Origin of the sequence: Mycobacterium cookii (genome assembly GCF_010727945.1) — a bacterium.
GTDB classification, from domain to species: domain Bacteria; phylum Actinomycetota; class Actinomycetes; order Mycobacteriales; family Mycobacteriaceae; genus Mycobacterium; species Mycobacterium cookii.
This window is the reverse complement of the sequence record NZ_AP022569.1, coordinates 2685595-2704687: the sequence shown is the minus strand read 5'-3', so window position 1 is coordinate 2704687 and position 19093 is coordinate 2685595. Positions and strand designations below refer to the sequence as shown.

General features: G+C 66.4%; 21 protein-coding genes and 1 pseudogene. 11 read left to right on the top strand and 11 right to left on the bottom strand.

Annotation, left to right across the window (positions count from 1 at the left end):
- Positions 1 to 6: 6 nt before the first annotated feature.
- Positions 7 to 357 carry a VOC family protein gene (locus G6N27_RS12735; RefSeq protein WP_163776650.1) on the top strand — a complete coding sequence of 117 codons (351 nt, stop codon included), beginning with the start codon at positions 7 to 9 and terminating at the stop codon, positions 355 to 357.
- A 10-nt stretch (positions 358 to 367) separates the two neighbouring features.
- On the opposite strand, the gene G6N27_RS12730 is transcribed toward G6N27_RS12735, so the two are convergent.
- Positions 368 to 766, bottom strand: a complete 399-nt coding sequence (locus G6N27_RS12730; RefSeq protein WP_163776649.1) for a nuclear transport factor 2 family protein — start codon at positions 764 to 766, stop codon at positions 368 to 370.
- 125 nt (positions 767 to 891) lie between these two features.
- On the opposite strand from G6N27_RS12730, the gene G6N27_RS12725 reads away from it, so the two are divergent.
- From G6N27_RS12725 to G6N27_RS12710, 4 genes and pseudogenes are all read left to right on the top strand, one after another.
- A complete protein-coding gene (locus G6N27_RS12725; RefSeq protein ID WP_163776648.1) occupies positions 892 to 1701 on the top strand; it encodes a helix-turn-helix domain-containing protein in 810 nt (269 codons plus the stop codon).
- Between the two features lie 36 nt (positions 1702 to 1737).
- On the top strand, positions 1738 to 4011 hold the full coding sequence (gene purL, locus G6N27_RS12720; protein WP_163776647.1) for a phosphoribosylformylglycinamidine synthase subunit PurL: 2274 nt from the start codon (positions 1738 to 1740) through the stop codon (positions 4009 to 4011).
- Positions 4008 to 4403: a sterol carrier family protein gene (locus G6N27_RS12715; RefSeq protein ID WP_163776646.1), complete on the top strand. Its 396-nt coding sequence runs from the start codon at positions 4008 to 4010 to the stop codon at positions 4401 to 4403. The genes purL and G6N27_RS12715 overlap by 4 nt, the downstream gene beginning before the upstream one ends.
- 106 nt (positions 4404 to 4509) lie before the next feature.
- Positions 4510 to 5497 (top strand): annotated as a pseudogene (locus G6N27_RS12710) (IS481 family transposase).
- Between the two features lie 10 nt (positions 5498 to 5507).
- Here G6N27_RS12710 and G6N27_RS12705 read toward each other — a convergent pair.
- A complete protein-coding gene (locus G6N27_RS12705) occupies positions 5508 to 6107 on the bottom strand; it encodes a TetR/AcrR family transcriptional regulator (RefSeq protein ID WP_163776645.1) in 600 nt (199 codons plus the stop codon).
- Between the two features lie 83 nt (positions 6108 to 6190).
- Here G6N27_RS12705 and G6N27_RS12700 point away from each other — a divergent pair, with 83 nt between their 5' ends.
- From G6N27_RS12700 to purM, 3 genes are all read left to right on the top strand, one after another.
- Entirely contained in the window at positions 6191 to 7759 is a 1569-nt protein-coding gene (locus G6N27_RS12700; protein ID WP_163776644.1) for a phytoene desaturase family protein, read from the top strand.
- A 181-nt stretch (positions 7760 to 7940) separates the two neighbouring features.
- Positions 7941 to 9494, top strand: a complete 1554-nt coding sequence (gene purF, locus G6N27_RS12695; RefSeq protein WP_163776643.1) for an amidophosphoribosyltransferase — start codon at positions 7941 to 7943, stop codon at positions 9492 to 9494.
- A 65-nt stretch (positions 9495 to 9559) separates the two neighbouring features.
- Positions 9560 to 10639: a phosphoribosylformylglycinamidine cyclo-ligase gene (purM, locus tag G6N27_RS12690; protein ID WP_163776642.1), complete on the top strand. Its 1080-nt coding sequence runs from the start codon at positions 9560 to 9562 to the stop codon at positions 10637 to 10639.
- Positions 10640 to 10675: 36 nt separating this feature from the next.
- On the opposite strand, the gene G6N27_RS12685 is transcribed toward purM, so the two are convergent.
- Positions 10676 to 10843, bottom strand: coding sequence for a DUF3073 domain-containing protein (locus G6N27_RS12685; protein ID WP_163776641.1), 168 nt, complete (start codon positions 10841 to 10843; stop codon positions 10676 to 10678).
- Positions 10844 to 10977: 134 nt separating this feature from the next.
- Complete coding sequence (gene ygfZ / locus G6N27_RS12680) at positions 10978 to 12072, bottom strand: CAF17-like 4Fe-4S cluster assembly/insertion protein YgfZ (protein WP_163776640.1); 1095 nt, start codon at positions 12070 to 12072, stop codon at positions 10978 to 10980.
- A 48-nt stretch (positions 12073 to 12120) separates the two neighbouring features.
- Here ygfZ and G6N27_RS12675 point away from each other — a divergent pair, with 48 nt between their 5' ends.
- Positions 12121 to 12984 carry an aminodeoxychorismate lyase gene (locus tag G6N27_RS12675; RefSeq protein ID WP_163781737.1) on the top strand — a complete coding sequence of 288 codons (864 nt, stop codon included), beginning with the start codon at positions 12121 to 12123 and terminating at the stop codon, positions 12982 to 12984.
- A 268-nt stretch (positions 12985 to 13252) separates the two neighbouring features.
- Here G6N27_RS12675 and G6N27_RS12670 read toward each other — a convergent pair whose 3' ends face one another.
- From G6N27_RS12670 to lmeA, 7 genes are all read right to left on the bottom strand, one after another.
- Complete coding sequence (locus G6N27_RS12670; RefSeq protein WP_163781735.1) at positions 13253 to 13921, bottom strand: FABP family protein; 669 nt, start codon at positions 13919 to 13921, stop codon at positions 13253 to 13255.
- A 174-nt stretch (positions 13922 to 14095) separates the two neighbouring features.
- A complete protein-coding gene (locus G6N27_RS12665; protein WP_163776639.1) occupies positions 14096 to 14398 on the bottom strand; it encodes a DUF1416 domain-containing protein in 303 nt (100 codons plus the stop codon).
- Position 14399: 1 nt separating this feature from the next.
- A complete protein-coding gene (locus G6N27_RS12660) occupies positions 14400 to 15233 on the bottom strand; it encodes a sulfurtransferase (protein ID WP_163776638.1) in 834 nt (277 codons plus the stop codon).
- A 23-nt stretch (positions 15234 to 15256) separates the two neighbouring features.
- Complete coding sequence (locus G6N27_RS12655) at positions 15257 to 15718, bottom strand: DUF4395 domain-containing protein (RefSeq protein ID WP_163776637.1); 462 nt, start codon at positions 15716 to 15718, stop codon at positions 15257 to 15259.
- 100 nt (positions 15719 to 15818) lie between these two features.
- Entirely contained in the window at positions 15819 to 15941 is a 123-nt protein-coding gene (locus G6N27_RS25690) for an Ms5788A family Cys-rich leader peptide (RefSeq protein ID WP_372513036.1), read from the bottom strand.
- Positions 15941 to 16357, bottom strand: a complete 417-nt coding sequence (locus G6N27_RS12650; protein ID WP_163776636.1) for a TlpA family protein disulfide reductase — start codon at positions 16355 to 16357, stop codon at positions 15941 to 15943. Before G6N27_RS12650 ends, G6N27_RS25690 begins: the two co-directional genes overlap by 1 nt.
- A gap of 108 nt (positions 16358 to 16465) precedes the next feature.
- Positions 16466 to 17272, bottom strand: a complete 807-nt coding sequence (gene lmeA / locus G6N27_RS12645; RefSeq protein WP_163776635.1) for a mannan chain length control protein LmeA — start codon at positions 17270 to 17272, stop codon at positions 16466 to 16468.
- A 133-nt stretch (positions 17273 to 17405) separates the two neighbouring features.
- Here lmeA and G6N27_RS12640 point away from each other — a divergent pair, with 133 nt between their 5' ends.
- Complete coding sequence (locus G6N27_RS12640; protein WP_163776634.1) at positions 17406 to 18167, top strand: winged helix-turn-helix transcriptional regulator; 762 nt, start codon at positions 17406 to 17408, stop codon at positions 18165 to 18167.
- Positions 18164 to 19054 carry a mycothiol synthase gene (mshD, locus tag G6N27_RS12635; protein ID WP_163776633.1) on the top strand — a complete coding sequence of 297 codons (891 nt, stop codon included), beginning with the start codon at positions 18164 to 18166 and terminating at the stop codon, positions 19052 to 19054. The genes G6N27_RS12640 and mshD overlap by 4 nt, the downstream gene beginning before the upstream one ends.
- Positions 19055 to 19093 lie beyond the last annotated feature (39 nt).

The window sequence follows — 19093 nt, the reverse complement described above, 5'->3', positions numbered from 1 at the left end:
CCCGGTATGGCACTCAACGTGGAGATGATCACTTTCGACAGCACCAACCCCGCACCGCTGGCCGACTGGTGGGCGCAGCACTTCGACGGTCAGACTCAGGAACTCATACCAGGGGAGTTCATCGCGGTCATTCGACCGGACGGGCCTCGGCTGGGCTTCCAAAAGGTCGACGATCCGACACCCGGCAAGAACCGGGTACACCTCGACTTCGGCGCCGGCGACGTCGATGCCGAAGTCGACCGGCTGAAATCCGCCGGAGCCACCGAGGTCGGCCGGCACAGCATCGGCGACAGCTTCCGCTGGGTGGTGCTGGCCGACCCCGACGGCAACGCCTTCTGCATCGCGGGCAGCGGGTAGTCGCCGAGACTCAGTTCCCGGTCACGAACAGCGGGTCGTAGCGGATGACGTTCTCCACGACCATGCCGTCGCGGGTGCGGACCCGGTCGAGCCCGCGGATCTGAAACGGCCCGTCCGGGCCGGTGCCTCGTCCGGTGTAGTGCAGGAAGATCAACTGCTCGCCCGGGGCCGCGCCGTCGACGGTGGCGCTGTCGACGACCTGGAGCTGCAGATCCGATGCTGCATCGAGGATTTCGGCGATCTTCGCGGTGTAGGCATCCAGTCCGCGGACCGGCTCCGGGTCACCCGGCCAGTAGCCGACGATGTCGTCAGCCAAGATGTCCATGCCATGCGACAGGTCGGGTGCGGCCCAGAACGCCGCGAACAGCTCGGCGCTGAACTTCGGGGCAGCAGATTTCAGGTCGGTCATTGTTCCTCCCGGGGTTGGGCGCTTCGGTCGAGCGCGTCACGGCCAGCGTGTCGCGGCGCCGTGCGGCAGCACAATTACCTCCGAGGTCATCGCCGCGGGTAAGCAGTGGTGGCTACGGTTACGTCGTGAGCCAGGCGACGGTCGGTGTCCTGCTGCGTGAATGGCGGACGCGGCGACGGGTGAGTCAGCTGGACCTGTCGCTGAGTGTGGGCGTATCCGCGAGGCACCTGAGTTTCATCGAGACCGGACGTTCCCGGCCCAGCCCCGAGATGGTGATCGCGCTCGCCGAAGGACTCGACATTCCGCTGCGGGAGCGCAACACGTTGTTGCTCGCCGCCGGTTTCGCTCCGCGATATCAGTCCCGTCGACTCGAGGACAGCGCGCTGTCGCCGGCCCGCGACGCTGTTGCCCGTCTGCTCGAGGCGCACGACCCCTACCCGGGTGTGGTCATCGATCGCTGCTGGAACATCGTGGGCGCCAACGCCGCAGCGTCGGCGTTGACCGCCGGGTTGCCCGACGAACTGCTCGGCCCGCCGGCCAACGTCTACCGGCTGTCGCTGCACCCCGACGGACTGGCCGGGCGCACCGTCAATTTCGACGAATGGGGTGGCTACCTGCTGCACCAATTGCGTCGCACTGTTGCGCTTACCGGCGACCCGGCCGTGCGGACGCTGGAGAAGGAAGTATCGGCGTATCCGGGCGTCGAAGCGTTGACGGCGCGGGGCGCGCCACCGGACGCCACGTCGCTGCTGGTGCCGTTCGTGCTCGATGTCGGCGGCGGCCAACGGCTGTCGATGTTCACCACGCTGACGACGTTCGGCACCCCGCTCGATGTGACGCTGGCCGAACTGGCCGTCGAGCTGTTCTATCCCGCCGACGACGCGAGCGCCGACCTGCTGCGCGCTAGCCGGGAGCGCACTGGCCAGGGAATCTAGACTGTCCACCGTGACTGCCTCCGGAAGCGCAACCAGGTGATCGATACCGTCGAGCACGCCGCGGCCACCCCCGACCACCCGCAACCGTTCCGCGAGCTCGGCCTCAAAGAGGACGAGTATCAGCGGATCCGTGACATCCTCGGTCGCCGGCCGACCGACGCCGAGCTGGCCATGTACTCGGTGATGTGGAGCGAGCACTGCTCCTACAAATCGTCCAAGGTGCACCTGCGCTATTTCGGTGAGACCACTACCGAACAGATGCGGGCCGGCATGTTGGCCGGGATCGGCGAGAACGCCGGCGTCGTCGACATCGGCGACGGCTGGGCGGTCACGTTCAAAGTCGAGTCACACAACCACCCCTCCTACGTCGAGCCGTACCAGGGCGCGGCCACCGGTGTCGGCGGCATCGTCCGCGACATCATGGCGATGGGCGCGCGGCCGGTCGCGGTGATGGACCAGCTGCGGTTCGGCGCCGCCGACGCCCCCGATACCCGCCGCGTGCTTGACGGCGTGGTGCGGGGCATCGGCGGCTACGGCAATTCGCTGGGCTTGCCGAACATCGGCGGCGAGACCGTTTTCGACGCCTGCTATGCCGGCAACCCCCTGGTCAACGCGCTGTGCGTCGGCGTGCTCCGCACCGAAGACCTGCACCTGGCGTTCGCTTCCGGCGCGGGCAACAAGATCATCCTGTTCGGGGCGCGGACCGGACTCGACGGCATCGGCGGTGTGTCGGTGCTGGCGTCGGAAACCTTCGGTGGTGACGAGTCGGGCGGCGGGCGAAAGAAGCTACCGTCGGTTCAGGTGGGTGACCCCTTCATGGAGAAGGTGCTCATCGAATGCTGTCTCGAGCTGTATTCCGCCGGCCTGGTGATCGGTATCCAGGATCTCGGCGGTGCTGGAATATCCTGTGCGACTTCTGAATTGGCATCAGCCGGTGACGGCGGCATGCACATCGACCTGGACACCGTTCCGCTGCGCGCGGCGAACATGACGCCCGCCGAGATTTTGTCCAGCGAGTCGCAGGAACGGATGTGTGCGGTGGTGGCGCCGGAGAACGTCGACGCGTTCATGGCGGTATGTCGCAAATGGGAGGTGCTGGCGACCACCATCGGCGAGGTCACCGACGGCGACCGGCTGCGGATCACCTGGCACGGCGAGACCGTCGTCGACGTGCCGCCGCGGACCGTCGCGCACGAGGGTCCGGTCTATCAGCGTCCCGTCGCTCGCCCGGAATCGCAGGATGCGCTCAACGCCGACCGCTCCACCGGCCTCACCAGGCCGAAGACCGGCGACGAGTTGCGCGCGACTTTGCTTGCGCTGCTGGGCAGTCCGCACCTGTGCAGCCGTTCCTACATCACCGAGCAGTACGACCGCTACGTGCGCGGCAACACCGTGTTGGCCGAGCATGCCGACGGCGGCGTCCTGCGTGTCGATGAGACCACCGGTCGCGGCATCGCGATCTCGACCGACGCGTCGGGCCGCTACACCTACTTGGACCCCTACACCGGCGCCCAGCTCGCGCTCGCCGAGGCGTACCGCAACGTCGCCGTCACCGGCGCCACCCCGGTCGCGGTGACCAACTGCCTCAACTTCGGATCACCGGAGGACCCCGGGGTGATGTGGCAGTTCTCCGAAGCCGTCCGCGGATTGGCGGACGGCTGTGTGGCACTGGGCATTCCGGTCACCGGCGGCAACGTCAGCTTCTACAACCAGACCGGGACGACGGCGATCATGCCCACGCCGGTGGTGGGTGTGTTGGGCGTCCTGGATGATGTGAGCCGACGTCTGCCCACGTCCTTCGGCACCCAACCGGGCGAGACGCTGATTCTGCTCGGCGATACCCGCGACGAACTCGACGGCTCGATCTGGGCGCAAGTCACCGCGGACCATCTGGGCGGCCTCCCGCCGACGGTCGACCTGGCGCGCGAACAGCTGCTGGCCGACGTGCTCAGCACCGCCTGCCGTGACGGGCTGGTCTCCGCGGCGCACGATTTGTCGGAGGGCGGATTGGCGCAGGCGATCGTCGAATCTGCGCTGGCGGGCGAAACCGGTTGTCGCATCGTGCTTCCCGAGGATGCCGACCCGTTTGTCATGCTGTTCTCCGAGTCTGCCGGCCGGGTGCTGGTCGCCGTGCCCCATACCGAGGAGACCCGCTTCCAGGAGTTGTGCGCAGCGCGCGGCCTGCCGGCCACCCGGATCGGCGTCGTCGATCGAGGTTCGGACGCGGTGGAGGTCCAAGGACTGTTCACCGTGCCGCTGGCGGAGCTGCGCAGCACGTCCGAAGGAGTGCTGGCCGCACTACTGCGATGAGCGCCGCCCGCCAGCACGCCGATCCGGCCAAAACCCGCGACGCCGTCCGCGTTATTGAAGGCTGGTTACGCGACGACACAGGTCCCGCGCCGAATCGCGTGGCTCTGGCCGCGGCGGTTCGGCTCACCGCGCGGACGCTGGCCGCGGCCGCGCCGGGCGCCAGCGTCGAGGTCCGGATTCCCCCGTTCGTCGCAGTGCAGTGTATTTCTGGGCCGAGGCATACCCGAGGCACGCCGCCCAACGTGGTCGAGACCGATCCTCGAACCTGGTTACTGCTGGCGACCGGGCTGCTGCAGTTGACAGAGGCGAGCGCCGCCGGGACGGTCCAGCTATCCGGCTCGAGGGCCAATGAGATTCAGATCTGGCTACCGCTCGTGCGGCTAGCCGGCTAGGTGTACTGACCACGGACGTTGGTGACGGCGTGGTGTGGTGACAAAGCGAAGACCTCCGAGTGAAGTGCGAGCTGTCTAGGAAAGCACTCACACACCGGAGGTCTTCGTGTCTCACCGTAATGCCCCTTTGTCGGAGCTGGGCCGTCTGCGTTTAGCGCGTTGTGTTGTCGAGGATGGTTGGCCGCTGCGGCGGGCCGCAGAGCGCTTCCAGGTTGCGGTGAGCACCGCGGCGCGCTGGGCAAGCCGGTATCGCGCGTTCGGTGAGGCCGGCATGGCCGATCGGTCCTCGCGCCCGCATCACAGCCCCAACCGGACCCCGACGCGCACCGAGCGGCGCATCATCGGGGTGCGTGTTACTCGACGCTGGGGACCAGCACGTATCGGTTACCTGCTCGGAATTCATCCTCGACGGTGCATCGGGTCCTGACCCGATATCGGCTGGCCAAATTACGCTGGCTGGATCGCCCGACCGGGCGCGTCGTGCGCCGCATGCACTCCGAGCACTGTGGGGATCTGGTTCATGTCGACGTCAAAAAGCTGGGCAAGATTCCCGCCGGCGGTGGTTGGCGCATGTTGGGCCGCTCGGTAGGCCAACGTCACCCCAGGCCGATAAGTCCAGCGGGAAACGCAACGGGTACCGCAATCCTGTGCGCGGCTATCACTTCCTACATACCGCCCTGGATGCACACTCTCGACTGGCCTACAGCGAGCTGCTGGCCGACGAGCGAAAAGACACCGCAGCAGGGTTTTGGCTGCGCGCTAACGCATGGTTCGCCGAATCCGGCATCACCGTACGGAAAGTGTTGACCGACAACGGCTCCTGCTACCGCTCGCACGCCTTTGCTGACGCCCTGGGTCACATCGAACATCGCCGGACCCGACCCTATCGACCCCAGACCAACGGCAAAGTAGAGCGGTTTCACCGCACCCTGGCCAACGAATGGGCCTACGCCCGGCTCTACCGCAGCGACGCCGAACGCTGCCAGGAATTCACCACCTGGCTGCACACCTACAATTTCCACCGCGGCCACACCGCACTCGGCGGCCAACCACCCGCCACCCGCGTACCTAACCTCTCAGGTCAGTACAGCTAGGTCAGTACACCTAGGCCAGCGGCGCAAATCCAGAACGCACCAGATCGACACTGGTGGCGACGATTTCGCCGAGATCCCCGGTACAGCCGTCGTCACCCCATCGTTGGACGGCCATCACAAGAGCCGCTGCGAGGGTGGCTCCCGCGACCTCGGCGACGAGGTCCAGGTTGGCAACGCCCGCGTAGCGCGTCTTGATGAAGTCGGTCAGCACCGTGGCGAAGGACGACTGCACGACGCGCAAATGCGCGGCGATGCGTTCGGCGGATATCAACGTCGAACGGGCCAGCGCGGCTTGGCGAACCACCTCCACGTCGTGCGGAAAAGTCGCCACGCTCGCTAACACGGCATCGAACAGCGACTCCGATGCGGGTCGTTGCGACAACGCCTCAGCCAGCCATTCCAGGTGGGTGTCGTAATCCTGGAACAGAACGGCTTCCTTGCTGGGGAAGTGCCGGAAGAAAGTCCGCTCGGTGACGCCGGCTTCGGTGGCCAGCTGCGTCACCGTCACATTGGCGAACCCCTTGCTGGCGAACTGCGCCAGCGCTACCCGGCGTAACGCCACATGCGTCGATCGCCGGCGCAGCTCATGAAGGTTGGTCGGCTCTGTCATCGCGCCAGATGTTATCTCGAAGTTCCGTAGCATGTCAGGGCTGACATCTTCCAAATGTGTCAGTACTGACATATTCTGCCAGCATGTCTGACTATGACGCGATCGTTGTCGGCGCTGGGCACAATGGCCTGACGGCGGCGGCCATCCTGCAGGGTGCGGGCCTGCGCACGCTCTGCCTGGAGGCCAACACCTACAGCGGTGGAATGGCCGCGACGGTCGAACTCATCGACGGATTCCGCTACGAGATCGCGGGATCGGTGCAATTTCCCACCGCCCCCCAGATCACCAAAGAGCTTGGTCTGGACGCTCTTCCGACCGTCGACGCCGAAGTGATGTCGGTAAACATCGGCGAGTCCGGTGAGGAGCCGATGGTCTTCTACCGCGATCCGATGCAGCTGATGACGCATCTCGGCGAGAAACACGGCGCCGACGCGATCATGGGCATGGCCGAGTTGATCGCCTGGAGTCAAGGGCCCGCGAAAGCGCTGGGCCGGTTCGAGGTACGCACACCGCCGAAAACCCTCGACGAGATGTACGCCTGCGCGGCCAACGAAGCCGAACGTGCCGCCATTCATCAGATGCTGTTCGGCTCGGCGATGGACGCCATCGACCGCTGCCTGCCGGACAGAGAAAAGCACGCAATCATGCGCGGGATGCTCGCGTTCCTGGCCGTCAACTCCACCTATCGCGGTCCGTACACGCCCGGCAGCGCGACCTGCCTGGCCTTCGCACTGGCAGTGCCCGACGACAACACCGCGATGATGACCAAGCTCGCCGGCGGTATCGGTGCGCTCACCGAACACCTGCACGAGCTATTCGTCTCCCGCGGCGGCGAGATGCGCTTCCGGACCAAAGTCGACAAGATCCTGGTGGAAAACGACCGCGTCACCGGTGTCCGACTCCGCGACGGGTCAACGATCAGCGCACCCGTTGTGGTCTCGAACCTCGCGCCCGACCTCACTCTCACCGATCTCGTCGGCGCGGACTGCCTGCCCGCGGACTTGATCGCGAGGCTGAGCGGTCGCGACCACCGCGCGGCATTCATCCAAATGCATTTCGCTCTCGACGGACTGCCGGAGTTCGCTCCGCCCTACGAGCTGCTCAACGAGCCCGGTATGCAGCAGTCCATCGGGATCTTCGGCTCACCCGAAGAACAGCAACGTCAGTGGGAGATGTGCACCCACGGATTGGTGCCCGACAATCCGTCGCTCGGTATGCAGATACCGTCCTGCATGGACCCCGGTCTGGCGCCGGCCGGCAAGCACGCCGCGAGCGCGTATGCGTATGCGTTTCCCGTCGAAGCCAGCCGAGACCAGCACGGCCGTCTGAAAAATGAGATGGCGCAACGGGTTATCGAGAAGATCACCCGCGTTGCGCCCAACTTCCGGGACATCGTCATCCGGCACATAACGTTCGCGCCGTATCACATGCAGACGATGTTCGGCGCCCCGTCGGGCGATTTCTGTCACGGACTGTTGCATCCGGACCTGATGGGGCCGAACCGGCCCGGACCCAAGGGCTTCATCGACCTGCCGATTCCGGTTGAAGGACTGTATTTGGCAAGCGCCGGGTGCCACGGCGGTCCTGGTATCACCTTTACTCCCGGGTATAACGCGGCATATCAGGCGCTCGACGATCGGGCGGTGGGCTAACTGCTCTGCCGAGCCAGCTAGGGACCTGTGTGGCGTATGCGACATCTGGCCTAGCCTGGGGCTCCTGAGCTGAGCAAATCGGCTCCGAGATGGCGCAACACGCCGGATCGATTCGTTAACACGCTCGCCGTTTCCGTAGACTTCGTCTTGTCGCCATCCGCCCTCAGGGAGCCGCCGCACCGTGACCACAGAGCTGCCAGTGCCCGACGAGAATCCACCCGGCGAAGAATGCGGAGTATTCGGCGTCTGGGCCCCCGGGGAACAAGTCGCCAAACTCGCCTACTACGGCCTCTACGCCCTGCAGCATCGCGGTCAGGAGGCCGCGGGCATCGCGGTCGCCGACGGATCGCAGGTGCTGGTGTTCAAGGATCTCGGGCTGGTCAGCCAGGTCTTCGACGAGCAGACGCTGGCCGCGATGGACGGCCACGTCGCCGTCGGGCACTGCCGATACTCCACCAGCGGATCCACCACCTGGGAGAACGCCCAGCCGGTGTTCCGCAACACCGCGGCCGGCACCGGAGTTGCGTTGGGGCACAACGGCAATCTGGTCAACAGCGCTGACCTTGTCACCCGTGCCCGGGAGGCCGGACTGATCAGCGCCAAGGCCCCCGGCGCGGCGAACACCGACTCCGACATGCTGGGCGCGCTGTTGGCGCACGGGGCAGCCGATTCCAGCCTGGAGCAGGCTGCGCTGGAACTACTGCCGACCGTGCGCGGCGCGTTCTGCCTGACCTTCATGGACGAGAACACCCTCTACGCCGCCCGCGACCCGTACGGCGTGCGGCCGCTGTCGCTGGGTCGGCTGGACCGCGGCTGGGTGGTCGCCTCGGAGACCGCGGCCCTCGACATCGTCGGCGCCTCGTTCGTCCGCGACATCGAGCCGGGCGAACTGCTGGCGATCGACGCCGACGGCGTCCGCTCGACCCGCTTCGCCAATCCCGAACCCAAGGGCTGCATCTTCGAATACGTCTACCTGGCCCGGCCGGACAGCACGATCGCAGGCCGATCGGTGCACGGCGCCCGGCTCGAGATCGGCCGCCGCCTGGCCCGCGAAAGCCCGATCGACGCCGACCTGGTGATCGGTGTCCCGGAATCCGGCATCCCGGCCGCGGTCGGCTACGCGCAGGAGTCCGGCATCCCCTACGGCCAGGGCCTGATGAAGAACGCCTACGTCGGTCGCACCTTCATCCAGCCGTCGCAGACCATCCGCCAGCTCGGCATCCGGTTGAAGCTCAATCCGCTCAAGGAGGTCATCCGCGGCAAGCGGCTGATCGTCGTCGACGACTCGATCGTGCGCGGCAACACCCAGCGGGCTCTGGTCAGGATGCTGCGGGAGGCCGGCGCCGTCGAGGTGCACGTGCGGATTGCGTCGCCGCCGGTGAAGTGGCCGTGCTTCTACGGCATCGACTTCCCGTCGCCGGCCGAGTTGATCGCGAACGCCGTCGAGGACGAAGACGAGATGCTCGAAGCGGTCCGGCATGCCATCAACGCCGACACCCTGGGTTACATCTCGCTGCGCGGCCTGACCGCCGCAACCGAGCAACCCACGTCGCGGCTCTGCTCGGCCTGCTTCGACGGCAAGTATCCGATCGATTTGCCGAGGGAAACGGCGTTGGGCAAGAACGTGATCGAGCAAATGCTCGCCAACGCTGCCCGTGGTGTCGGACATCCGGACATCGCCGCCCTCGAGATCTCGCCGGAGGCCGAGCAGGCCGCCGTGCTCAGGCATCCATAGCCTTACGGTTTATTGGCAAGAGTGGCGATACCCGCGCTGAGCGCCGACCGGTAGCCTTTATCGCGATGACCGACCGCGGAAAAGACCCGGCAAACCCGGGCGTCACGTATGCATCGGCCGGAGTGAACATCGAAGCCGGGGATCGCGCCGTCGACCTGTTCAAACCGCTCGCGTTGAAAGCCACCAGGCCCGAGGTCCGCAGCAAGCTGGGCGGGTTCGCCGGGCTGTTCGCATTGCGCGATTACCGCGAGCCGCTGCTGGCCGGGTCCAGCGACGGGGTGGGCACCAAACTTGCGGTCGCGCAGGCAATGGACAAGCACGACACCGTCGGCCTCGACCTGGTCGCGATGGTCGTCGACGACCTGGTGGTCTGCGGCGCCGAACCGCTGTTCCTGCTGGACTACATCGCGCTCGGCCGCATCGTGCCCGAGCGGCTGAACGCGATCGTCGGCGGTATCGCCGAAGGATGCGTGCGGGCAGGTTGCGCGCTGCTGGGCGGCGAGACCGCCGAGCATCCCGGATTGATCGAGCCGGATCACTACGACATCTCCGCGACCGGCGTCGGCGTCGTCGAGGCCGAGGACGTGCTCGGACCCGAGCGGGTCAAACCCGGAGATGTACTCATCGCGATGGGATCGTCGGGGCTGCACTCCAACGGCTACTCGCTGGCCCGCAAGGTCTTACTGGAGATCGACCGGGGGAACCTGGCGGGACACGTCGAAGAGTTCGGCCGCACCCTGGGCGAAGAGATGCTCGAGCCGACCATCATCTACGCCAAGGACTGTCTGGCGCTGGCCGCCGAAACTCAGGTCCGGACGTTCTGCCACGTCACCGGCGGCGGGCTGGCCGGCAACCTGGAACGCGTCATCCCGAACGGGTTGGTGGCCGAGGCGGACCGCGGCACCTGGACGCCGGCACCGGTCTTCGCGATGATCGCCCAACGCGGCAGGGTTGCCCGCGCCGAGATGGAAAAGACGTTCAACATGGGCGTCGGCATGATCGCCGTCGTGGCACCGGAGGACACCGACCGGGCGCTGGCGATCCTGACTGCCCGGCATTTGAACTGCTGGGTGCTGGGCACCATCAACAAGGGTGGAAAAGAAGGCCCGCGAGCAAAGCTCGTTGGGCAGCATCCACGGTTCTAAACTTCGGCTCGACGCCGATGCGCGCGGAGGACGGCGTCAGCGACGCTCGTCACTCCAGGGATCGTCGCCCTCCGACTGGTCGGCGTCGTCATTGCCCGACCCGGACAGCTCCTGCTGAAGCCGATCGAAATCGGTCTGCGGTGAGCTGTACTTCAGTTCTCGAGCAACCTTGGTCTGCTTCGCCTTAGCCCGGCCGCGGCCCATGGGGGAACCCCCTCGCGCAATAACGGAGCGGCCCAACAAGTAGGCGGCTCCGATCTGTGGTCTTTATTGTCCTGGCGACAGTTTACCGTGCCCGGTGGTTGCGCGCTGTTGCGCCCCGCGGGCCGTGTAGACGGTCAACGCACCGTTCCCCGAAGTCGTTCCACGGCCAGCCGACCGGCGCCGGGGCCGTCGAGCGTCGGGAGTGACGCAGCGTCGATCATCGCCGCGACGTCGGCATCGGCACCGGTGCTCAGGGCGGTGTCGGCCGGGATCCCGCGCTTGAGCAACGCCAGGGCCACCGGGCCCAGATCGACGTGTTCGACGACGGTCCCGAGCCGGCCGACCGCGCGGCCGCCCGCGAGCACGGGGTCCCCGGTGACCGGCCGGTCCACCGATCCGTCCAGGTGGAGCAGCGTGAGCATCCGGGGCGGTTTGCCCAGGTTGTGTACCCGCGCGACGGTCTCCTGACCGCGGTAGCAGCCCTTGTCGAGGTGAACGGCCCCCAGACCGGGGCCGCCGATCCAGCCCACCTCGTGTGGGATGGTGCGCTCGTCGGTGTCGACGCCGAGCCGCGGGCGGATCGCCGCGACCCGGTGGGCTTCATACGCCCACACCCCGGCCGGGCGCACGCCGGCCTGCGTCAGCCGCCGCTGCAGATCGGCGACGTCACCGCGGCCGACCAGTACGTCCAACTCGACCTGACCCGGTACCGCCTCGGTCATGCGGCGCGCAAAGCCGCCACCGGCCAGCGGCGTCGCGGTCATCTCGGCGGGCAGTGTGTCGAGTCCGAGTGCGTCGAGCACTGCCCGCTCGCTGAGCTTCGGTCCCAGCAGCGACACCACCGCCAGATCGGCCGGAGCGACGGCGACGTCCGACCAGAACACCATTTTGCGGAGATAGTCCAGAAGCGGCGCGGCCCGCCACGGCTCGGTGTCGAGATAACTGACGCCGCCCAACTCGGTTTGCAGCCAGTGATCTTCGACGCGGCCTTGTCCGTCGAGGCTGAGATTCTGGGTGCTCGCGCCGTCGGCAAGCTCGGCGACGTGCTGCGTCGAAATGCTGTGCAGCCAGGTCTGCCGGTCGGCACCGGTCAGCGTGAGCACGCCGCGGTGTGAGCGATCCACCAGCACAGCCCCGGTCTCGGCGGTGCGCTGTTCGCCCAGCGGATCACCGTAATGCCAGATCGCACCGGCATCCGGGCCGGTTTCGGGGGCGGGAACGGCGGACACACGTCAACTCTACGGGTCGCGACGATAGGCTCTTCGTCCATGACAGGCGTGATCGTCACGCTCGACGGCAAGGTGCACCCGGTGGATGCGCCGCTGTTGTTCGCCGACGACCTCGCCGCCGTGCGCGGCGACGGTGTCTTCGAGACATTGCTGGTCCGCGACGGCGCCGCGTGCCTGGTCGACGCACATCTGGGACGGCTGGCTCACTCGGCCAAGCTTCTCGACCTGCCCGAACCTGACCTGACGGCCTGGCGGCACGCCATCGACGTGGCGGCGCGGCAGTGGACCCGCGACACCGACGACGAGGCCGCGATGCGTCTGGTCTACAGCCGTGGCCGGGAAAGCGGTTCGGCGCCCACCGCTTACGTGACGGTGAACCCGGTCGCCGAGCGGATCGCCGCGGTCCGCCGCGACGGACTGGCGGCGATCACGTTGCCCCGCGAATTGCCGTCGGCCGGTGTCGAGGCGATGCCGTGGCTGCTGGCCGGCGCCAAGACGTTGTCCTACGCGATCAATATGGCCGCGCTGCGGCACGCCGCCCGCCGCGGCGCCGGCGACGTCGTCTTCGTCAGCTCCGACGGCTACATCCTGGAAGGCCCCCGGTCGACGGTCGTGATCGCCACCGCCGGCGACGACGGCAATGTTTGCCTGCTCACCCCGCCGCCCTGGTATCCGATCCTGCGTGGCACCACCCAGCAGGCCCTGTTCACGGTTGCCCGCGCCAAAGGCTACGACTGCGACTACCGCGCCCTGCGAGTGGCTGATCTGTTTGCCGCGCAAGGAATTTGGCTGGTGTCGAGCATGACGCTGGCCGCGCGGGTGCACACCCTCGACGGGCGACAGCTGCCAAGCGCTCCGATAGCGGCGGAATTCGCCGGGCTCGTCGACGCTGCGATTGTCAGCGATCGCTGAAATCGGTTGTCTGCGTGAAGCGCGACGGGTACCTTCGCCAGTACACAGGAAGGGAGGTGGTCCGAGAAATTGATAGCTTATTGGACATGTGAGGTGGCTGCCCGCTAGCTGCACCAGGCGAGGAATCACCTGCGCGCGCTGGCGAATTCCCCGCAGTCACCCGGCCCCCGAGCCTCCGGTTCGTCCAACCTGGAACTACGGCTCGGGGGCTGCCCATTTTCTGGGTCAGCCCCAAACACGGTGTACGGCAACGGCTACAGCGGAGCTGCTACCCCGCGAAACGGGAGAGACGAGCGGACAGGTGTGGTACCAGCCCGCCGTCGGCGTCCACCCGTTCCTCGACATAGGCCAAGTCGCCACCCTCGACGATCCCGTACAGCCGCTTGGCACCGCCGACGAGCACGCCCGATCGGCTACGGGCCAGCGCATCAGTGGCCAATTCCCACGACGACTGATTGAGCGGGCGCCCATAGAACAATTCGATGTAGCCCGCGGAATGCGCCAGCAACAGCTCGATGGCTTGCGACTCGGACGGGTCATCTGGTTCGTCGACGAAACGCCAATAACCTGTTTCCCGTAAGTCGGGTGCGTGGTAGTCGCCGGTGTCGGTGATCCGCCACGACCGAGCTTCCCAGTTCAAGTAGTCCCCACCGTCGTGGGAGACCGTGATCTGTTGTCCGAAGCGGTAATCGCCGTCGGAGCCACGGCCCTCGCCCTCGCCGCGCCACACCCCGACCAGCGGAAGCAACGCCAGTAGAGCATCGTGCAGATTGGCGCCCTCGCGCAGGTTCGCGGTGTCCGCGGGGATCGGCAGGTCGTCGAAGACAGGGATGTTGCGGCCCGCGGTCACCCGGGCTCGTTCAACCGCGGCGGCCACGGCACGGTCCGCGGAACCGGGCAAACGGCCCGTCTCTGCATCGTCGTCGGCGGTACTCAGGCGCCGCTCCTCAGCATCGCTTCGCTCTGCATCGTCGTCGGCGGTACTCACGATTCGTCGGTGACCATCCGGTACAGCGCGTACAACGCGAACCAGCCGATCAGCACGACGGACGCGACGAGCATGATCTCGAAGAACAGAACCACGACGACGAGTCTAGTTTCGGCAGACCCGTCAGGCGATTTTGACGTCGACCTCGTGGATGCCCGCGCCTTTCGGCTCGACGATGGCGTCTCCGTTGCCCGCGGCCGACAGCGCCCGCAGCGTCCAGGATCCGGGTGCAGCGAAGAATCGGAAGTCACCGGTGGCCGACGCGACGACCTCGGCGGTGAATTCCCCGGAGGAGTCCAGCAGCCGCACGAAAGAACCGCCGACGGTTTGGCCGGAGCCATCCACTACGCGGCCGGTGATGACCGTTTCCTTTTCCAGGTCAACGCTGGCCGGCAGGGTTTGTCCTTGCTTCGGCGCAGAGCACATATCAGCTTCCCAACTCGATCGGGGCTCCCACCAGGGAGCCGTATTCGGTCCAACTGCCGTCGTAGTTCTTGACGTTGTGGTGTCCGAGCAGTTCCTGCAGGACGAACCAGGTGTGCGATGAGCGTTCGCCGATCCGGCAGTAGGCGATGGTCTCCTTCTTGCCGTCCAGACCGGCGTCGGCGTACAGCTTCGCCAACTCGTCGTCCGACTTGAAGGTGCCGTCGTCGTTCGCGGTCTTGCTCCACGGCACATTGATGGCGCCGGGGATGTGGCCGGGCCGCTGGCTCTGTTCCTGCGGCAGGTGCGCCGGTGCCAAAATCTTGCCGGAGAACTCGTCGGGCGATCGCACGTCGACCAGGTTCTTCTCGTGGATCGCAGCGAGCACCTCGTCGCGGAACGCGCGGATCGAGTTGTCCGCTGGCTTCGCGGTGTAGCTGGTGGCGGGCCGCTCGACCTTGTCGGTGGAGAAAGCGCGCCCGTCGAGCTGCCACTTCTTGCGGCCACCGTCGAGCAGCTTGACGTCCTCGTGCCCGTACAGCTTGAAATACCAGTACGCATAGGCGGCGAACCAGTTGTTGTTGCCGCCGTACAGGATCACAGTGTCGTCGTTGGCAATGCCGCGGTCGCTGAGCAGCTTGGAGAACTGCTGGGCGTCGACGAAATCACGCCGGACGGGGTCTTGCAGATCGGTACGCCAGTCCAGCTTCACGGCGCCGGCGATGTGGCCGTCGTCGTATGCGCTGGCGTCTTCGTCGACCTCGACGAAGACGACATGGTCGGCGTCGAGATTGCTCTGGGCCCAGTCTGCGGAGACCAGGACGTCGGAGCGTGCCATGGAGGGGATCCTTTCGGTTGCTATCAAGAAGTGCTGGCGGCCGGCTTGAGCCGCACCACGAGCGGGTAGAGCTGGCAGCCCAGGCAGATGCCGAAGGCTGCGTTGAGGAATGCGGCCACCAGTGCGGCGCCGGTCGCGATGACGCCGAGCAGTGAAGCGCTAGAGGCGAAACCGGCGACGGCCACCACCGCGAAGATCAGCCCGACCAGCTGGGCGAATTTCAGCGGCGCGACCGGCTCACGCTCGCGGACCGGTGCCACCCGCGGAGCCACCAGCTTGGCGAATATCAGGCCGTAGGGGTGCCGGCGCGGGCCGGCCGTCGCGCCGATCGCGAAGATGACGGCCTGCACGCCCAGGATGATCGCGGCGGCCACGGTGCTGACGCCGGACACAAGCAGGCCGGCTACCAGCACCAGGGTTGTCACCCAAGCGGCGAATCGAGGTCCGCGGACGTCGACCTGGTCAGCGGTGTTGATGTTTGACATGGTGCTGCTCCTGATTGGTCGTTGCATGAACGGCGGGATGGCGCGCCAGGAGGAGTGTGTTCCTGGCAGCTCCGAGTGCGGCGCGAGAAGGCGCGGCTACTCAGCGGCTACAACAACAACAGCAACAGCCCGCAACGCGGCACAGGTCAACCGTGCGGCGTTTGGTGAGCACAAGCTCGATGCGGGCGGACACGCTCAGCAGCTTACCCAATGGCGACGTCATCAAGCTAATAGCGGTGCCAGCGTGGACCGCAGGTCATCAGCTTTGGGTACACCCGCGGTCCGATAGCGCTGTCGTCCGTCGGCGTCGAAGATGAACGTGGTCGGCAGCGATAGAACCGACAGCCGCTTGGCCGCGCCGGGGTTGTCGTCCATGTCGATCTCCAGATGGGCCACGTCGCCGAGGTCGTCACAGACCTGGTCGACCACGCGGCGCACCTGTTTGCACGGCGAGCACCAGGTCGCGCTGAAATGCACGACAGTCGGCCCGTCGCGGGACAGTCCCAGGTCGCTGGTGTCGACTTTCTCGGCGGTGCCCGGATCGGTCGCCCGAAGGTCACCGGATCGGCGGTTCAGCAGCCAGCCGATCACCGCGGCCAGCACCAGGGCCGCGACAAGCCCGACGATCGCTGCCGTCATCCGCCGAGCTCCTCTCCGGGCCCCCGCCCTGGTGAAGCTGAAATCATTTACGCCGCTCCTCCGGCCCTCTACGGATCGCACTGCCCTGTTGATCGTCGCAGGCTGAGATCATGCCTGGTTGAACCCGTCGAGCGTGATGGTTAATCCCGTCGTGATGCCTTCGATGATCACGTCGGAGCCGCGGGCGCCCTCGTGTGTCGGTGCTACGTCGAAGGGCAGTCTCTGGTCGGGCAGCCTGCCCGCGAACGTCGCCAGCACCGCGTCGCGCTTGTCGTCGGGAACCGGTTCGTTGGCGGTATTGGGCCCGGTCATTACGCCGGTCGGGGTGAACACCAGCGTGGTCTTGTCGGCCATCGACAGATCCACGGCGACGCTGACCCGTTTGTCGAAGTGGGCCGCCCGCGGAGTGCCGGTGAAAACCAGGCCGTGGCTGCCGGAGATGCCGGACTCGGTGGTGCCGCCGGTGGAGCTGTTGGTGACCTGCGGTGGCGCCTCCACGATCAGGTCACGAATGCCCAGGTAGAGGCCCAGATGCCGGGAGTCGATGATGATGCGGCTCTCCAGTTTGCCGACCTTAAACTTGGCGTTGGGTCCGATCAGCCACGACGCGTCGGTCAGGTCGACCGAGTGCATGGTCGCCTCGAGGGTGGCTTTACCGATCACCGGACGGTCGACCGCGCTGGCCTTTATTTCCAGCTGCCGGTAATGGTCCCGCATCGCCTGCGGAATGAGCGGAAACGCGATGATCGCAACGAACGGGTCAAAGCCCAAACGGGCACTCTGACGCACCGACCGCGCGAACCGGTATTCGGCGTAAATACTGGTCCCGAAATCGACGCCGGCGGCTGCGACCAGCACAATCACCGCAGTCAGCAGTACTGCTGCCGCCGCGAGCAGCACCTTTCGCATCCGCATATTGTGGCGTACCCAACCGTAGTCACCGCGCTAAAGACAGGCATGCACGCTATCGTTTAATGACCCTGCCGTTAACTTCACATCTCACCATGAATTTGGGAGACGCCTTTCCCACGACGCTGGAGGGGCTTGCTTGGACCTGTTGCTGCTGACCTCAGAGCCGCACCCCGATGTGGTTCTGCCGTCGTTGTCGCTGCTCGCGCACACCGTACGCACGGCGGCGCCGGATGTTTCTTCGCTGCTGGAAGCGGGCAGCGCGGACATTCTGATCGTCGATGCGCGACTCGACCTGCCCGCCGCCCGCGGCTTGTGCCGGTTACTCGGTTCGACCGGTCGGTCGATCCCGGCGGTCGTTGTAGTGAACGAGGGTGGGCTGGTGGCGGTCAACGCGGACTGGGGTCTGGACGAGATCCTGCTCCCCAGCACCGGGCCCGCCGAGATCGATGCCCGGCTGCGACTACTGGTCGGTCGTCGCGGCAATCTGCAGGACCAGGAGGGCGTCGGCAAGGTCAGCCTCGGCGAACTCGTGATCGACGAGAGCACCTACACCGCGCGGTTGCGCGGACGACCCCTCGACCTCACCTACAAGGAATTCGAGCTGCTGAAGTATCTGGCGCAGCACGCCGGCCGGGTGTTCACCCGGGCGCAGCTCCTGCACGAGGTGTGGGGATACGACTTCTTCGGTGGTACGCGCACCGTCGACGTGCACGTGCGACGGCTGCGAGCCAAACTCGGGCCGGAGTACGAAGCGCTGATCGGCACGGTCCGCAACGTGGGTTACAAGGCAGTCCGCCCGACCCGCCGGCTACCGAGCGGCGAGGCCGACGGCCACGACTCCGAAGCTGAGATCGACAACTACCGGGATCCACTGCCCGATCCGCTGCACAGCCAGTGACGTCACCTCAGTGGCGGGCCGGACTGGCCGCTGAGGATCAACAGCGCATACGCGAAATCATTACTGCGGCAAGCGATGTCGATAAGGTCGCGCCGGTCGGTGAGCAGGTGCTGCGCGAGTTGGCGCAGCAGCGCACCGGGCACCTGGTGGCCGTCAGCGGCGGGCGGGTCGTCGGCTATCTGAATCTTGCGACGGGGCCCGGGTCCGGCATGGCGGAGTTGGTGGTGCACCCGGACGCTCGAAGGCAGGGCATCGGTGCCGCGATGATCCGGGCTGCACTGGCGAAAACCGATGGAAAAAACCAGTTCTGGGCACACGGAACACTGGAATCCGCGCAGGCGACGGCTTCGGCGCTGGGTCTCGAGCCGGTCCGCGAACTCGTGCAGATGCGCCGCTCGCTGCACGGCGTCACCGAGCCGATGGTGCCCGACGGGGTGCGCATCCGGACCTACGCCGGTACCGCCGACGACGCCGAGCTGCTGCGGGTCAACAACGCCGCTTTCGCGACCCATCCAGAGCAAGGCGGCTGGAGCGCCGCCGACCTCGACGAACGGCGTGCCGAGTCGTGGTTCGACCCTGAAGGCCTGTTCCTGGCGTTCGACCCACACACCGACGCGCTGCTTGGTTTCCACTGGACGAAGGTGCATTCCGATCAGGCCGGACTCGGCGAGGTCTACGTCGTCGGCGTCGATCCCGCCGCCCAGGGCAGCGGCCTGGGTGGGCTCCTCACGGCCGTGGGTATCGCACATCTGGCGCGTCAGCTCGGCGGTTCGGCGGAACCCACGGTGATGCTCTACGTCGACGCGGACAACACCGCTGCGCTGAAAACGTACCGGCGGTTGGGATTCAACCAGTTCAGCGTCGATACCGCCTACGCCGCTCGCTGAGCTGTTTACCCGGCGTTCACTCGACCGGTGAATCTTGTC